General features: G+C 31.6%; 14 protein-coding genes. 7 read left to right on the top strand and 7 right to left on the bottom strand.

Annotated features, from left to right (window positions below):
• Positions 1–5: 5 nt before the first annotated feature.
• The 5 genes from panC to radA all read left to right on the top strand — a co-directional run bounded on the left by panC (position 6) and on the right by radA (position 4,952).
• Positions 6–854, top strand: coding sequence for a pantoate--beta-alanine ligase (gene panC / locus Q0921_RS18645; RefSeq protein ID WP_299259554.1), 849 nt, complete (start codon positions 6–8; stop codon positions 852–854).
• A 19-nt stretch (positions 855–873) separates the two neighbouring features.
• On the top strand, positions 874–1,224 hold the full coding sequence (gene panD / locus Q0921_RS18640; protein ID WP_118459936.1) for an aspartate 1-decarboxylase: 351 nt from the start codon (positions 874–876) through the stop codon (positions 1,222–1,224).
• A gap of 4 nt (positions 1,225–1,228) precedes the next feature.
• Complete coding sequence (locus Q0921_RS18635; RefSeq protein WP_299259552.1) at positions 1,229–2,221, top strand: lysylphosphatidylglycerol synthase transmembrane domain-containing protein; 993 nt, start codon at positions 1,229–1,231, stop codon at positions 2,219–2,221.
• Between the two features lie 95 nt (positions 2,222–2,316).
• Positions 2,317–3,465, top strand: coding sequence for an alpha/beta hydrolase-fold protein (locus Q0921_RS18630; RefSeq protein ID WP_299259550.1), 1,149 nt, complete (start codon positions 2,317–2,319; stop codon positions 3,463–3,465).
• 119 nt (positions 3,466–3,584) lie between these two features.
• Positions 3,585–4,952 (top strand): DNA repair protein RadA, encoded by a 1,368-nt coding sequence (radA, locus tag Q0921_RS18625; RefSeq protein WP_299259548.1) that lies wholly within the window; start codon positions 3,585–3,587, stop codon positions 4,950–4,952.
• 34 nt (positions 4,953–4,986) lie between these two features.
• Here the strand turns inward: radA and Q0921_RS18620 are convergent, their stop codons facing one another.
• Complete coding sequence (locus Q0921_RS18620; RefSeq protein WP_299259546.1) at positions 4,987–5,808, bottom strand: phosphodiester glycosidase family protein; 822 nt, start codon at positions 5,806–5,808, stop codon at positions 4,987–4,989.
• Between the two features lie 20 nt (positions 5,809–5,828).
• Complete coding sequence (locus Q0921_RS18615; protein ID WP_299259544.1) at positions 5,829–6,860, bottom strand: aldo/keto reductase; 1,032 nt, start codon at positions 6,858–6,860, stop codon at positions 5,829–5,831.
• Between the two features lie 619 nt (positions 6,861–7,479).
• Between Q0921_RS18615 and Q0921_RS18610 the strand changes: the two genes are divergently transcribed.
• Positions 7,480–7,698 carry a hypothetical protein gene (locus Q0921_RS18610; RefSeq protein ID WP_299259543.1) on the top strand — a complete coding sequence of 73 codons (219 nt, stop codon included), beginning with the start codon at positions 7,480–7,482 and terminating at the stop codon, positions 7,696–7,698.
• A gap of 533 nt (positions 7,699–8,231) precedes the next feature.
• Here Q0921_RS18610 and Q0921_RS18605 read toward each other — a convergent pair.
• The gene (locus tag Q0921_RS18605; protein WP_299259542.1) at positions 8,232–8,528 is read right to left on the bottom strand and encodes a hypothetical protein; all 297 of its coding nucleotides are present in this window, start codon (positions 8,526–8,528) and stop codon (positions 8,232–8,234) included.
• 136 nt (positions 8,529–8,664) lie between these two features.
• Entirely contained in the window at positions 8,665–9,183 is a 519-nt protein-coding gene (locus Q0921_RS18600; RefSeq protein ID WP_299259540.1) for a hypothetical protein, read from the bottom strand.
• 281 nt (positions 9,184–9,464) lie between these two features.
• Between Q0921_RS18600 and Q0921_RS18595 the strand changes: the two genes are divergently transcribed.
• Positions 9,465–9,887, top strand: coding sequence for a hypothetical protein (locus Q0921_RS18595; protein ID WP_299259538.1), 423 nt, complete (start codon positions 9,465–9,467; stop codon positions 9,885–9,887).
• 56 nt (positions 9,888–9,943) lie between these two features.
• On the opposite strand, the gene Q0921_RS18590 is transcribed toward Q0921_RS18595, so the two are convergent.
• The 3 genes from Q0921_RS18590 to Q0921_RS18580 form a co-directional block, all read right to left on the bottom strand.
• Positions 9,944–10,903 carry an OmpA family protein gene (locus Q0921_RS18590; RefSeq protein ID WP_299259536.1) on the bottom strand — a complete coding sequence of 320 codons (960 nt, stop codon included), beginning with the start codon at positions 10,901–10,903 and terminating at the stop codon, positions 9,944–9,946.
• An 80-nt stretch (positions 10,904–10,983) separates the two neighbouring features.
• On the bottom strand, positions 10,984–11,748 hold the full coding sequence (locus tag Q0921_RS18585) for an exodeoxyribonuclease III (RefSeq protein WP_299259534.1): 765 nt from the start codon (positions 11,746–11,748) through the stop codon (positions 10,984–10,986).
• Between the two features lie 101 nt (positions 11,749–11,849).
• Entirely contained in the window at positions 11,850–15,083 is a 3,234-nt protein-coding gene (locus tag Q0921_RS18580; RefSeq protein WP_299259532.1) for a CHAT domain-containing protein, read from the bottom strand.
• Positions 15,084–15,110: the final 27 nt, after the last annotated feature.

Below are 15,110 nucleotides of genomic sequence, written 5' to 3'. Positions count from 1 at the left end.
GATAAATGCGGGTATACGAGAAAAGACTGGACGTTGAACAGGATGTTGCAGACTTACATAAACAAAATAAAAGCATTGGTTTTGTTCCCACAATGGGAGCTTTACATCATGGACATCTAGCGTTAGTACAAAAAGCAATCAACCAAAATCAGGTTGTCATTGTGAGTATTTTTGTAAATCCAACGCAATTTAACAACTCTCAAGATTTAGTTAATTATCCACGTACGCTCGATTCAGACATAGCACTTCTTTCTAGTTTATCTAAAGACATTATTATTTTTGCTCCAAATCCTGAAGAAATATATGGGTCAAAAAACAATTCTATAAAGTATGATTTTAATGGTTTAGAACATGAAATGGAAGGTAGGTTTCGTCCAGGTCATTTTGATGGAGTTGGGACTGTTCTTAAACATTTATTTACTATTGTATCCCCAACTAAGGCTTATTTTGGCGAAAAAGATTTTCAACAACTTCAAATTGTAAAAAAACTAGTTGAAATTGAAAAAATGTCAGTAACAATTATTGGCTGTCCAATTTACAGAGAAGATAGTGGACTGGCATTAAGCTCTCGAAACAAAAGATTAAGCAAAAAACAACTTCAAGAATCTCCTTTGATATACAAAATATTAAAACAGGTGAAAAATGATTTTGGCACAAAAAGTGCAATAGATCTAAGTGATTGGGTTTCGGAGCAGTTTAAAAATAATGACACCCTAGAATTAGAATATTTCGAGATCGCTAAAATTTCTAATCTTAAATCAATCAAAAGAAAGCGAAAGAACACGAAGTATCGAGCTTTTATTGCAGTTTTTGCAGGAGAAGTTAGACTTATAGATAACATTGCCCTAAATTAAAAATAACTAAATTTGTAACATGTTTGTACACGTTGTAAAATCAAAAATTCATCGAGTTAAAGTAACAGGTGCTGACCTAAATTACATAGGTAGTATTACTATTGACGAAGATTTAATGGATGCCGCTAATATAATAGAAGGTGAAAAGGTGCAGATCGTTAATAACAATAACGGTGAACGTCTAGAAACCTATGCTATTCCAGGACCTAGAAATAGTGGAGAAATCACGCTAAATGGAGCCGCTGCCAGAAAAGTAGCTAAAGGAGATATCCTAATTCTTATCACTTACGCAATGATGGATATTGAAGCTGCTAAAAAGTTTAAACCTTCATTGTTATTTCCTAATGAGGAAAATAATTTGCTAAAGTAAAAGAGTGAATCCTAAACTCATAAAATTATTAAAAATAATACTCCCGATTATATTGGGAGTTTTTTTAATATGGTATTTTCTCAGTTCTGCAACTCCAGAATACAGAACTAAATTATTACAAAACATTAAAAACGCCGATCCAGTTTGGATAGTCATATCACTTACATTAGGTATTATATCTCATATCTCCAGAGCCTATCGCTGGAAGTTTTTACTAAACCCTCTTGGTTATAACCCTAAGCTATACAATAGTTTCATGGCAGTAATGGTTGGCTACTTATCCAATCTAGGAGTTCCTAGATCGGGTGAAGTATTAAGAGGTTTTACCGCATCTACTTACGAAAAAATTCCTTTTGAAAAAGCTTTTGGAACCATAGTTGCAGAAAGAATAACTGATTTAATTATGCTTATCATAGTAACCACTATGGCAGGTATTCTACAGACGGAATATTTACTTAACTTTCTTGAACAAAAAAACATTAATCCTTTATTTACACTTGGGATAATTCTATCACTAATAATTATCGGTTTGTTAGGACTAAGAATTCTTCAAAAATCTTCTAACAAATGGATTGTAAAAATCAAAGATTTTGGGATGGGCTTACTAGATGGAATGAAAAGCATTTTCTCTATGAAGCAAAAATGGGCTTTCCTTTTTCATACCATCCTAATTTGGTTCTTATATGTGTTAATGTTCTATGTTGTAAAATTTGCTGTTCCTAATTTAGATAATGCCTCTATAGGAGTAATTCTGATTGCTTTTGTCGTTGGTTCTTTTTCTATGTCTACCACAAACGGAGGTATTGGAATACTACCATTCCCAATTGTTGTTGGAGCAGTATTTATTTTTTTTGGTTTCGAAAAAAGTGATGGAGAGGCTTTTGGTTGGATCCTCTGGGGTTCACAAACTGCAATAAATATTATTGTTGGGGCGTTATCATTTTTATTCCTCCCAATTTTAAATAGAGAAAAAAAGAACATAATAAAATCCTTATAAACAATAGATTGATTATTTTATCGATTTGATATAAAATTTTAAAGGTTTAAAATAATTTATATATTGTCACTCGCTTAACCTTAATCTTACCACTTATGAAAAAAAATATATTTTTAATTCTTATATCCATCTTTACCTCGATCTCATACGGTCAGGTAAAATACGAAACATTTAGATCTATCAAACTAGATCAAAACAGGGATTTAAAAATCCAATTACCACGTAATTATGAAAAAAACGAGGATAAAACATATCCAGTAATTCTTGTATTAGATGGTGATCATCTATTCGAACCAGTAGCTGGTAATGTGGATTATTTCTCATATTGGGAAGATATGCCTGAGTCTATCGTAGTTGGTGTTCTTCAGAGAAAAACAAGAGAAGACGACTGTAGGTATGATTTAGCTAGCTATTTACCTGAAGGTAAAGGCGCAGAGTTTTTTGAATTTTTAGGTCAGGAGTTAATGCCGCATATCGAAGAAACTTATAGAACTGCAGAGCTTAAAATCATTGTTGGTCACGATTATACCGGAAACTTCATTAATTACTTTTTATTTAAAGACAATCCTATTTTTCAAGGGTATATTAATTTAAGTCCCGAATTAGCACCTCCAATGAAAGAACGTTTAGAAAATGTTCTTGCTAGTACAAAAAGTGATTTATGGTATTATCTAGCTACTGCAAGTAATGATGCCGAAAATATTAAAAACGATCTGATTTCCTTAGATGAAAAACTAGCATTAATTGAAAACACAGAATTAAATTATTTCTTTGATAATTTTGATGAATCATCACATTATACATTGGTTGGAAGAGCAATTCCAAAAGCAATGGAGGTTTTTTTCAAAATGTATCGACCAATTAGTAAAAAAACTTATAAAGAAGACATCCTAACGCTAGAAACATCACTATACGAATACCTCGTAGACATTTATGATACTACAGAAAAGTTATACGGAATCAAACGCCAAATTAGAATCAACGATTTTATAGCTATTTCTACAGCGATAGAAAAAAAGGAATTATGGGAAGAGCTAGAGCCACTTGGAAAATTAGCTATTAAAGAACATCCTGAAACTATGCTAGGTTTTTACTATCTAGGATTAGGTTATGAACAACTAGGTGAACCTAAAAAAGCCATGAGAGCATATGAAAATGGATTTCAATTAAATGAAATAGCTTTTTTAACCAAAGATTATATGTTAGAAAAAGTTAATAAAATAAAAGAAGATTTCGGTTATTAACACTTAGTTCAACAACCAAATTCTATAGTAAAAAGATCCCAAAAATGGGGTCTTTTTGTTTTCGTACTAATTGTAAAATGAACTTAAATAATAGTATTTTTACAATCAATTTATAAGCTATGGCCAAAACCAAAACTGTCTTTTTCTGCCAGAACTGCGGTTCACAATATGCTAAATGGCAAGGACAATGTACTTCTTGCAAAGAATGGAATACTATTGCAGAGGAAGTAGTCCAGAAGGCTCAAAAAAGTGATTGGAAAGATCCTAACACATCATCAAAAGAGCGCCGAATCTCGAAACCTTTAAAAATCTCTGAAATTGATACCAGTCACGAAGCTAGATATAACACAGACGATGCAGAACTAAATAGAGTTCTCGGTGGAGGGTTAGTTCCTGGATCACTCACATTGTTAGGAGGAGAACCAGGCATCGGAAAAAGTACCCTGTTACTACAGATTAGCTTAAAGCTACCTTATAAAACTCTATATGTTTCTGGTGAAGAAAGCCAAAAACAAATAAAAATGCGTGCAGAGCGTATACACTCTAAAACAGATAACTGTCTAATTCTTACCGAAACTAAAACTCAAAATATTTTCAGACAAATAGAAACTACAGAACCAGACATTGTTATTATTGACTCCATACAGACTTTACATAGTGATTATATAGAAAGTAGCCCTGGTAGTATTTCGCAAATAAGAGAATGTACCACAGAACTCATTAAATTTGCTAAAGAAACGGCAACTCCCGTAATTCTTATTGGGCATATCACAAAAGACGGAAATATAGCTGGACCAAAAATACTGGAGCACATGGTAGACACTGTACTTCAGTTCGAAGGAGATCGAAATCACGTTTATAGAATTCTAAGAGCCTTAAAAAATCGTTTTGGTTCTACATCAGAATTAGGAATTTATGAAATGCTAGGTACTGGTCTTAGAGAAGTAAGTAATCCTAGTGAAATTCTAATATCTAAAAAGGAAGAAGAATTAAGCGGAACTGTCATTGCAGCCACTGTAGAAGGTATGCGACCATTAATGATAGAAATACAAGCACTAGTAAGTACCGCAGTTTACGGTACCCCTCAGCGAAGTGCCACAGGATACAATCTCAAACGATTAAATATGATCCTTGCTGTGCTCGAAAAACGTGCCGGCTTCAGATTAGGTGCTAAAGATGTATTCCTGAATATTACTGGTGGTATTTCTGTGGATGATCCCGCTATTGATCTTGCCGTTGTTGCTGCTATATTATCATCTAACGAGGATATACCAATTGCTAAAGATTATTGCTTCGCAGCAGAAGTTGGCCTTGCAGGTGAAATCAGACCTATAAATAAAGTAGAGCAAAGAATACAAGAAGCCGAAAAGTTAGGTTTCTCGACTATTTTTGTTTCTAAATATAATAAAATTTCCAAAAAAAATACGCAGATTAGTATTCAGCTAGTTGCTAAAATTGAAGATATAGTGGATTTTCTTTTTGGGTAAGTCTTAAGCTTCTGCTTTTCTAAAAATCAATTTACTATTTCTTTGTAATCCCAATAACATTAGGAACTTGCCAAAAAAAATCATTATCGTCATTTTCGTTAAAATCAGTTTCATAACTTCCCATTTTAGCAATTTTAGCCCCGTTGTGATCAAGATAAAAAGATGCTTCAGGTCCTCCTTCTAAATACATTAAATTGTATATATCAAGAGGAGCTTCTAATAATATATCGATAAAGTCATGAACAGTATAAGGAGATCTTGAAAAAATAAATAAAGTATTCCCTTTCTTGTCTTTTCCTATAACTACCATGCTCCATTTTTTGGGTTGTTGGCTCCAACGATTTTTCTGACTACAATCTACCATTCTGATAGACTGAGTGTAAGAATGGTATTTATCTTTTAATATTTCCCAGTTCTGACATTTCATATCTATAATTTGAAATTCTGGCACGGTGTCATCCTTTCTATTAAATGCCGTAATAGCATTATCATTATTTAATCGATCATTATTTATAAAATCATAATCCTTCATGTACCCAACATTAGTTTTATAATCAGAACGGTACATACCTGCGTTAATCACTGCAATTAGTTTTTCCTGCTTCGCCCATTGTGGCACTGTTTTAATATGCTCTTTTGGTTCTTTAGCACTAAACAAATTGAAATTGTAAAAAGAAGGGTCTATTTTTAATATAGTAATCTTACTATCATTTATTGAAGATTTTAAGGGCGCATCATATTCGGTAAAATATAATCCATTGTCAATTTTTTTCCACGATATATCATTATAAGGTTTTGACCCTAATGTTATAGAAGCAGAAGCTATAAAAAGAATAAAAAAGAATCGTTTTTTCATAAAAAACAAAGATGTTTCGTTTATGGCGCAGGATTAGGAATCTGCATATGGACTTCATTTATTTCATAGATAATTTCATCAGACAAAGTAATGTGAATACTGCCAATGTTTTCTTTAAGCTGATCTATAGAAGTAGCCCCAATGATATTACTCGTTACAAATGGTTGTTGATTTATAAACGCTAGTGATAATTGTGTTAAACTGATATTATGTGTTTTAGCAATTTCGTTATATAATCTAGTTGCCTTATAACTATTCTCATTCATATATCGATTATAATTAGGAAAAAGGTCAACTCTAGATTTTTTTGGAATTTCTTCAAGATACTTCCCAGTTAGCATCCCAAAACCTAGTGGTGAATAAGGTAAATGACCGATATTTTCACGATGCAAAACCTCTACAAGACCAATTTCATCTTTTCGATTTAGTAAATTATATGGATTTTGTATCGTAATCATTTTAGGTGCTCCTTTTCGGGATTCTTCAGTATATCGCATCAACCCATATGCTGTTTCATTAGAAACTCCGATGTGTCTTATCTTTCCTTCTTTCACAAAATCATTGAGGTTTTCCAAAACTTTGACAAAATTATCAGTCCACCTGTCATTTTTATCATGGGTATATCCTAACTTACCAAAATAGTTAGTTTGCCTTTCAGGCCAATGCAATTGATATAAATCTATATAATCAGTTTGTAATCTTTCTAAACTTTTATTAATGGCATTTGCTATTTCTTGTTTGCTAAATTCTCCTTTTCTTATGTGTTTCGAAAACTCTGCGGGTCCAACAATTTTTGAAGCAATTACTACCTTATCCCGTTTTCCTGATTTCTTTAACCAACTTCCTATAACTCGTTCTGAGCTTCCTTGTGTTTCTTTTTTAGCAGGTACAGAATATAACTCTGCAGTATCTATAAAATTAACTCCTTCCTCAATTGCATATTCTATTTGTTCATGACCTTCTGACTCTGTGTTTTGTTCTCCCCAAGTCATAGAGCCTAAACATATTTTGCTAACTTTAATATCTGTATTTGGTAATGTCGTATATTTCATTGTCGAATTGGTTAATTTTATAGATACACAAAAATTCAAAATTAAAGACTCTCGTTTTAGTTATTCAAAAAATTATCATAATAAATTCTTAGATATCACGCACATTATTCTACCCGATTTTGAAAGTCATAAGTGAGTGTTTTATCTACATTAACAAGAAAACATCCACACATGTATTAAAATTTCATTTACTAAATAAAACATAATATACTGATTATCAAATACTTGTATTTTTTAAGATTTATGGAATAATTATTTCGATAGGTATTATATATTCTGATAAAATTATAATACTATAAAAAAAGAAATAACGATTTGTTTTTATGATGAACAAAATCTAAAAAATTTTATACCAACCAAAAAGAGGTATTATTATTACCTCACTTAAAAGGGTTTGTATTCCCCGAACCCTTTACTTTTTTAACCGGAAAAAGAGCTTCTTAGTTAAGGAGTTCTTTTTTTATAGTATTATTTCTTGAAAAACACCTAACTAGATATATTTGTTTATAAGTAGAATGATTATTTTTTGTATATTATTTTATACATAAACTATATTTTGTATATATTTTTATATCTTTAGTTTGCTTTTAACTTTATGACTAACTCATGAGACAAATCCATGCTAAACACATACTATAAAAACTTAACTAAAGAAAATAAACGATTTGCTATACACCGAATCGCGTCTAAAACTGATTTTACCGAAGAAACCGTAAAAAAAGTGCTACAACGCTACAATCCTCTGATGGAAATACAAGAAAATAGAATTGTGATCAACCGGAACTCTTATCATAAATTAGTTCGAGAACTATATAAAGAAAACATACTATCAAAATAAAAAACGGATGCAGTTACCCCATTACCACATCCGTTTAACAACTAACCAACCTAAAAATTAATTCCTCACTCATCCAACACTTATTATTCTTTAGATCAATATAAAAGTATTGTCTTTCTATGATTGATAAAAGCACAAATGAGGGAAACGGTGTTTTGAATTAGGGAAATAATAGATTTTGTTATTTAATGCGTAATGAATAATAATATCCAACTGTAAATTAGGATTATAAATGGTATAAATCATTTATAGTGATTTATAAAAAAGAGATCGCGTTCAAAAGTGAGTTTAAAGTATGGGTACTGAAATGTTGGCAGATAAAATGGAAAAGTTTCAGAGACTACTCGACTAGTAATGTAAATATTAGGACGGGTATTCTAAGTAAAACAGCTCCTTCAATCCTTTTTCGAAAAACGGAAGTATAACGTGAACTAAAAACCAAACATACTATGAAATCATAACTTTTTTAGTTTAATATATTATTTTTATAAAGGTAGTTTTTATAAATAAAAAAAGCGCTTAACGCGCTACTACTATGACATTGGTAATATTTCTATTACTTTGCCATATACATTTTTGGTCCATCCGTTGATACGACCTCGATTATTACCGATTAGTAATCCTCGTTTTACATTTTTGCCCTTGACTAAATGTGTAAAACAGTTTCCTCTTACTTCACAAAAAACAATGTCACCTGCTTGGCAATCTTCCCAATCTACGGGTTTCAGTACTACAGGTTGTTTTGATCGTAAGATAGGTAACATAGAATTACCTGGTTCTTTGGAGACAATTGTCTCACCACTCAATAGTTTTTGAATTTTCCAATTCATCATCATAGTTTTAAAAATTAATATTTAATTCAAGAACTATGGAGTATGGTTTTACAAAGAACGTGCACAAAAGTACACCTCAAAGATAGTTGTTTTTCTAATAATCTCTACGTTGATAAATATTAGAAGGAAAGTCTTATTGCTCTTCTTTATTATTTACTTTTTTAATGACACCACATTTTCTGCGAACGGTTCTTTCAGAAAGCGCTGCAGCATTTCTAGCTTGTTCTTCAGAGCGACCATCTTGAATTATTGCATCATATACTGTTTTATTTTCTATAAGACCATTTATGATACAGTTAAAACCCGGACTGTCTTTACCTTTATAAGGACCTTTCTTTTTGATTTTTGTAATCAACTCTCGGAATAAGCGATCTTTTAATACTTTATCTTGTTGAACCGTTACCACAAATTTATACAGTATGTCTTCCTCGTCTGAATTCATCTCATTCACTTTATCTAGGACATTAGAGTACTCATCATTGGTGAAATCAAAATATTTATAGAAATCAAAATAGCTGTTTTGACTTTCCTCATCATCCTGATACTCTTCTTCACTTTGTGTTTCTTCTTCCTGGTACTCTTCTTCGCTTTCCTGGCTCACTCCTTTAATTACTGATAATAATACTATTACAAAAATGGATAACCTCTTCATTTGTTTTATAGTTTTAAATTAGTTGGGTAGTATAAACGTCTGGCAATGGCCATTTGTTATCTGTCTTCCTTATTTTTATACTTTTTACTATATGCATAATTAAGGATTTTATTTTTGTTTACTAAATTCGTGGCATACTTTTTGGAATCTTCAAATTAAATTGGTTAATTTAAAGCAGTTTTTAAGATAACTTTAATAATAAATTTTTAATTATTCCGTTTTGGAATACGTGAAATCAAATACGTAGTTTTGATACTAAATTATATTAACACCCAAATATTATGAAAAAATTATTTCTACTTTTACTTATAGTAGGCGCAGGATTAACTGCAAAGGCTCAGGAAGTTCAAAACGGTAAGGGCACTGATTGGTCTCAACTTTATGAAGAGCAAAAAGAGCTATATGCTCTAGCTTCTGATATTGGAGAAATAACAGATAAAGTAACCGCTCAAGACAATATAATCTCTTTTGTGCTAAAGTCAGGTACTATTTCACTAGAAACGAAAAAAGATAAGTCTAAAGCTAAAGAATTTTATAATTACACTTTGTTAACAAGTTCTGGTAAACAAATCCGTCTTGGAAAAGACACAGCAAGTGATGTAATTGATAGCTTTAGAAGCAAACTCCTAATCTTAAAGGAACAGTTAAAAGCTAATAACGGTAAGGAAGTTGATAGTATATTATCCGAATTATTTAGTAATTAATAAATTTAAATAAAAAAGCGCTCAAATGAGCGCTTTTTTATTTCCTATAGTCACCATTATATATCGTTCAATAATTTAGAAATTTCATCCAACTTAGGTGTTAAAATCACTTCTATCCTTCTGTTCTTAGCTTTACCGGTTGATGTTTCGTTAGATGCCACTGGTGAGAATTCTCCTCTTCCGGCAGCAGTAAGGTTTTGCGCGTCTATTTGATTATTCTCCAATAATAAATTTACAATAGCCGTAGCTCTTTTAGTAGATAAATCCCAATTTCCTTTTAACTGCCCATTACCCGTATAAGGCACATTATCCGTATGGCCTTCTATTAGTACGGCAATATCATTATTCTCTCCTAGAACAGACCCTAATTGTTTTACAGCCTGTCTTCCTTGTGTTCCCACTGCCCAACTACCAGAGGCAAACAACAATTTATTTTCCATCGAGATGTATACTTTACCATTTCGTTCTTCTACCGTCAATCCTTTTCCTTCAAAATTTCTTAGGGCTTTTGAAATAGCTGTTTTTAATGCTTGCATTTTAGCATCTTTGGCAGCTATCAATCCTTCTAGTTCATCTACTCGTTTAGAACGACTCTTTAAATCTCTTTGTAGTTTTTCTAAACGATTTCGCTCTGCAGCTAAGGTTCTTTCTTTTTCTTCTAACTGAGACAATAATTCTCTATTTCTCTTACTATTCTCATTAAGAGCGGCTGCACTATTTTTGCCTAAGGCATCATACGAATTTTTTAAGTTTTCATAATTAGCAGAAAGCGCGTCATATTTGGATCGCAGTTCATCTCTTTCTGTTCTGGTTTTTTCATATGCATCATTAAGTTGATCCATTGCTAACTTATCAGCATCGCTAGTCTTTTGTAAAGCTCTAAACTTGTCCTCCAACTTGCGATTATCTCTTTTTAATCGAGCGTATTTACCTTCTAGTTGCTTATGCACTTTTGAAGAAACACAAGAAGTAGCAAATGCTCCTATGAATATTAGTATTACAATTCTTTTTATCATGTTTTTTCTATATTTTTAATTTTAACAGACTACAAATGCCCTCTCCCCAACCCTCTCCCACAGGAGAGGGAGCTATCGTTTTACATATTCAATTCTACCATAATTGGACAATGATCACTATGTTTAGCATCTGATAAAATAACGGCTCTTTCTAATTTATCTTGTAACGGTTGTGCCACCATTCCATAATCTAAACGCCATCCTTTATTATTCGCTCTGGCATTTGCTCTGTAGCTCCACCAAGAATAATTGTCTGGTTCTTTATTAAAATGTCTAAAAGAATCTATAAACCCACTATTAATAAAATTTCCAATCCATTCGCGCTCGACAGGTAAAAATCCAGATACATTTTTATTACGAACCGGATCATGAATATCAATCGCTTCATGACAAATGTTATAATCACCCAAAATCACCAGGTTGGGATGAGACTTCTTTAACTCGTTGATATACTCCTGAAAATCATCCATAAACTTTAGTTTATGCTCCACACGTTCTATATTAGAACCACTTGGCAGATATAAACTCATAATAGAAACTCCATTAAAATCAACTCTAAGGTTACGACCTTCGTGATCCATATAATCGATTCCGGTTCCATATTCTATATGATCAGGCTCTGTTTTAGATAAAACAGCAACGCCACTATATCCTTTTTTCTGAGCACTATACCAATAGTTATAAGAATATCCAGCTTCTGCAAAAACCGCTAAGTCTAATTGATCTTCATTTGCTTTGATCTCCTGTAAACAAATCACATCTGGATCTGCTTGTTGTAACCATCTTATGAATCCTTTTTTTAGTGCTGCCCGGATTCCGTTTACGTTATATGATATTATTTTCATGTATTCTTTTTAGTCTATTGATTTAATTTGTATTATATAATTTTAAAGCCTCCTTCTCCCACAGGAAAGGGAACTTTCGCAGATCACTAGTGTAACAAAAGTTATTTACTATGTTGTTTTCTATACCAAAACAAACTTAGTGAGATAATTGCTAAAACACCAAACCCAATCACCCAATATACATAACTATTGTCCTGAAACTTAATCGGAGCCGTATCTCCGAGCAAATAAAATCCTCCCCAATAATAAGGATGGATGGTTTCTTCGTTTGTGGTAGCAAGAAATTGCAACTTTGCTTGTTGCAATGCTTCTGCTTTATTTTTTCCGTCTTTGAGATTCTTGTAGAAATACTCCATGATCTTAGGAGTCGTCTGATCAGACACTTCCCAATTAGTTAACAGCAAACTTTTGGTTCCTGCATACTGAAATGCATTCCCCAAACTCATAATTCCTTCTCCTTTAGCAATTTTGCCGGTCCCTGTATTACAAGCACTGAGTACAGTAAGTTCTGCGGGGATATCTAACGCAAATAGCTCGTGACTGTATAAATAATTATCCTCTAAGGTGTCTTTGCTTTTAGTAAAATACAACTTAGAGTTTTCTGGGCGTTCATTATCTACATCGCCATGTAATGCTAAGTGCAAAATACTATACGCTCCAACATGTTTTTTAAAATTTTGTTCTGTAGCTTCTGATCCATAAAAATAGTTTCCATCTACGATATTAGCGATTGCTTTTATTTCTTCTCGAGTTCCTGGAAGATCCATACTCGAATTCCTAAAAGTTTTTAGAGACAGGTTTCTTGTATTAGCGATATTATCTCCGCTAGAAAAAGAAAAGGCTAAACATTCTTGTCGCTTATTAGAAACAGTATCCTGCTGTACTTTGTTTCCAAATAAAAGCGTAGCGGAATTAGCATACGAAATAGCATATTTTTCAAGAAGATATGACCAATCTTTTGGGTTATTAGAAGCATCTTCTTGCGTTAGTAATAAATCAAAATTAAGGTGCCAAAGTGGACCATCGGGAACTATTATTAATTGAGTACCTACAAACTGATCTTGAATAGGTGCAATCAACTTTTGATATAGTACATGTGAACTATCTTTATATTCCTCATAGTTTTTAGTCATCGAAGCCCTAAATTGTTCAATTTGATCCGTAAGCTTTGGAGTTAATAATTCTTTTACCGTAATCTTATTTTTTGAAATTGTAAAAGCATAAGTAATACTATCGGCGGTAAAAAACTCTAGCAAGGTAGTTTTGTCATTTAATTTTTGTTGAATCTCAGCTACCGAAATCACCTCATTTTTATACTTTAATTGATAATATTTAGGATAATCTTCCTCTAAAATTTTGGTTAGGGAATCTTGTCTTCTAGAGATGCCGAAGAGTTTATTTTCGTAATTAGATAGCTTGGTTGAATCCATTTGTTTATTGGATACTTCTTCATTGACCTTAGATTGATAAAAGGCTTTATCTATTCTTAAGTCTTTTTCTAATGCAACTAATCCTTCTGACAATCCTGAAAAGCTTTTTGCATTAGAATCGTTTAGTAAATCTTTTAGGGTATTGGATTTGCTTCTTTCTAAATAGTAGAATGCACGATTAATATCTTCTTGAATTTTTGTTTTATTGTGTAGCAGCAATTGAGTTTCAATTGACCCTAGAAAAATACTTTTCGCTGTTTTAGAAAATTGTATCTTATCCTTATAATTAGTTGATTTTCTTCTTAAGAAATTAAAAATGGAATCAGTTTTTTCATGAATGTTTTTTGCTTGCACTAAATAATTTATGTTCGCACTATCTTCATATAGATATTTCAAACATTTTGATTTTCCCTTGAGACTAATAAGAAGACTACGTAAATCATTAAAATAGGATAAATCAATTGATTTTTTGTTTGCCTCTATTTTTCCTAAATTAATTTTTATAGATTTATCATAGTAATCAATAGAATTACAGTATTCATTATTCTTAAGATAAACCGCTCCAATCCAGTTATATGTATTGATTAAAATGGCACTATCTTCACCATAATTCTCTTTAAAAACATCTCCACTTCTAGTAAAATAATGTAAAGCTCTTTCAAAATTACCCGATTCAAAATATGTAGCTCCAAAACTCACGTAAGATTTTCCTACATAATAATGATTTTTTCCATAAGTATTTAAGATTATAGATAAGCCTATTTCATAATATTCCAATGCCTTATCATATTGTTTCTTTTTTTTATGTAATAAACCCATATTATAGTAGTTGGAGATCAGCTTTGGATGATTTTTTCCAAATTTAGAACGCAATATGGAAGAAGATTTTTTAAAATAATACTCAGCTTCTTTATACATTTCCAAATTATAATATACTATCCCTATATTGCGATAAGATGGAGCAAGTAGGTAATTATTTTTACCAAAAAAATTTATCTCTATTTCTAAAGATTTATTATAGTATTCTAGAGCTTTTATAGATAATCTCTTTTTAAGATTAACCATTCCAATTCCCCTATTGGATAGTGCCATTCCAATTTTATCTTGATTTAATTCATTAATAGTTAATGATTTTTCAAAACATTCTAATGCTTTTTCCTTTTCCAGTTTGTTTAAAAAGGCATAACCTAGATTTGTATAATAATCTGCAATTTTAAGATCATTGCTTCCTGTTTGTAAAGCTTTTTTAAAATTTTCTATAGCTATGTCATACTTTCCTAATTTATTGTAAACATCTCCAATATTGTCGTAAATAGGGGCAGTTTCATTGTTACTGTTTCCGTAAAATTTTATGTTGCCTTTTAGTGCTTTTTCATAATACTCTAAGGCTTTTCTATATTCTCCTTTCTCTCTATAAACGTGACCAATTTCATGGTATGATTTAGCTACCCCTAAATTCTTTTCTTTAGCTTTTTTCAACTTAATATTTAATGCTTTTTTATACTCTAAAAGAGCATTATCAAAATCAGATTTTTTAGAATAAACTTTACCAATATTTTCATATGCATTCGCTTTCTCATAACTCTCTAAAGTCGTATGCCTTTTACTAATTTCTAGTGCTTTTCTAGCATTTAATAAAGATTTTTCGTGTTTTGAATCCCGCCAATAACTCTCTGAAACCTTATTATAACACCCAGCCACTCGCCACCAAGCCTGTGCCTTCTCATAAATAGGCGACGCTTTTTTAAAATAAACAATAGCGCTATCTAACTTTCTCTCAGCCAATAAAGAATCTGCCTTCTTAAAATATTGAGAAGCCAGAATAGTATCGTTTACAGTTTTGCTCTGAGAAAAAGAGAGACTAGTAAAGAATAATAAAAGGACGATGGTTTTTAGTGGGTTCATTTGGGCAAAGTTAAAAGGGTATAGCTA

Origin of the sequence: uncultured Aquimarina sp. (assembly GCF_947496855.1) — a bacterium.
GTDB lineage: Bacteria > Bacteroidota > Bacteroidia > Flavobacteriales > Flavobacteriaceae > Aquimarina.
Note: the sequence above shows the minus strand (reverse complement) of the source record. Positions and strands in the feature narration are given on the sequence as shown.

What these genes read in the sequence shown, in the direction of transcription:
- panC (WP_299259554.1), top strand. Translation starts at nt 6, where the DNA reads ATGCGGGTATACGAGAAAAGACTGGACGTTGAACAGGATGTTGCAGAC.
- panD (WP_118459936.1), top strand. Translation starts at nt 874, where the DNA reads ATGTTTGTACACGTTGTAAAATCAAAAATTCATCGAGTTAAAGTAACA.
- Q0921_RS18630 (WP_299259550.1), top strand. Translation starts at nt 2,317, where the DNA reads ATGAAAAAAAATATATTTTTAATTCTTATATCCATCTTTACCTCGATC.
- radA (WP_299259548.1), top strand. Translation starts at nt 3,585, where the DNA reads ATGGCCAAAACCAAAACTGTCTTTTTCTGCCAGAACTGCGGTTCACAA.
- Q0921_RS18620 (WP_299259546.1), bottom strand. Translation starts at nt 5,808, where the DNA reads ATGAAAAAACGATTCTTTTTTATTCTTTTTATAGCTTCTGCTTCTATA.
- Q0921_RS18615 (WP_299259544.1), bottom strand. Translation starts at nt 6,860, where the DNA reads ATGAAATATACGACATTACCAAATACAGATATTAAAGTTAGCAAAATA.
- Q0921_RS18610 (WP_299259543.1), top strand. Translation starts at nt 7,480, where the DNA reads ATGCTAAACACATACTATAAAAACTTAACTAAAGAAAATAAACGATTT.
- Q0921_RS18605 (WP_299259542.1), bottom strand. Translation starts at nt 8,528, where the DNA reads ATGAATTGGAAAATTCAAAAACTATTGAGTGGTGAGACAATTGTCTCC.
- Q0921_RS18600 (WP_299259540.1), bottom strand. Translation starts at nt 9,183, where the DNA reads ATGAAGAGGTTATCCATTTTTGTAATAGTATTATTATCAGTAATTAAA.
- Q0921_RS18595 (WP_299259538.1), top strand. Translation starts at nt 9,465, where the DNA reads ATGAAAAAATTATTTCTACTTTTACTTATAGTAGGCGCAGGATTAACT.
- Q0921_RS18590 (WP_299259536.1), bottom strand. Translation starts at nt 10,903, where the DNA reads ATGATAAAAAGAATTGTAATACTAATATTCATAGGAGCATTTGCTACT.
- Q0921_RS18585 (WP_299259534.1), bottom strand. Translation starts at nt 11,748, where the DNA reads ATGAAAATAATATCATATAACGTAAACGGAATCCGGGCAGCACTAAAA.
- Q0921_RS18580 (WP_299259532.1), bottom strand. Translation starts at nt 15,083, where the DNA reads ATGAACCCACTAAAAACCATCGTCCTTTTATTATTCTTTACTAGTCTC.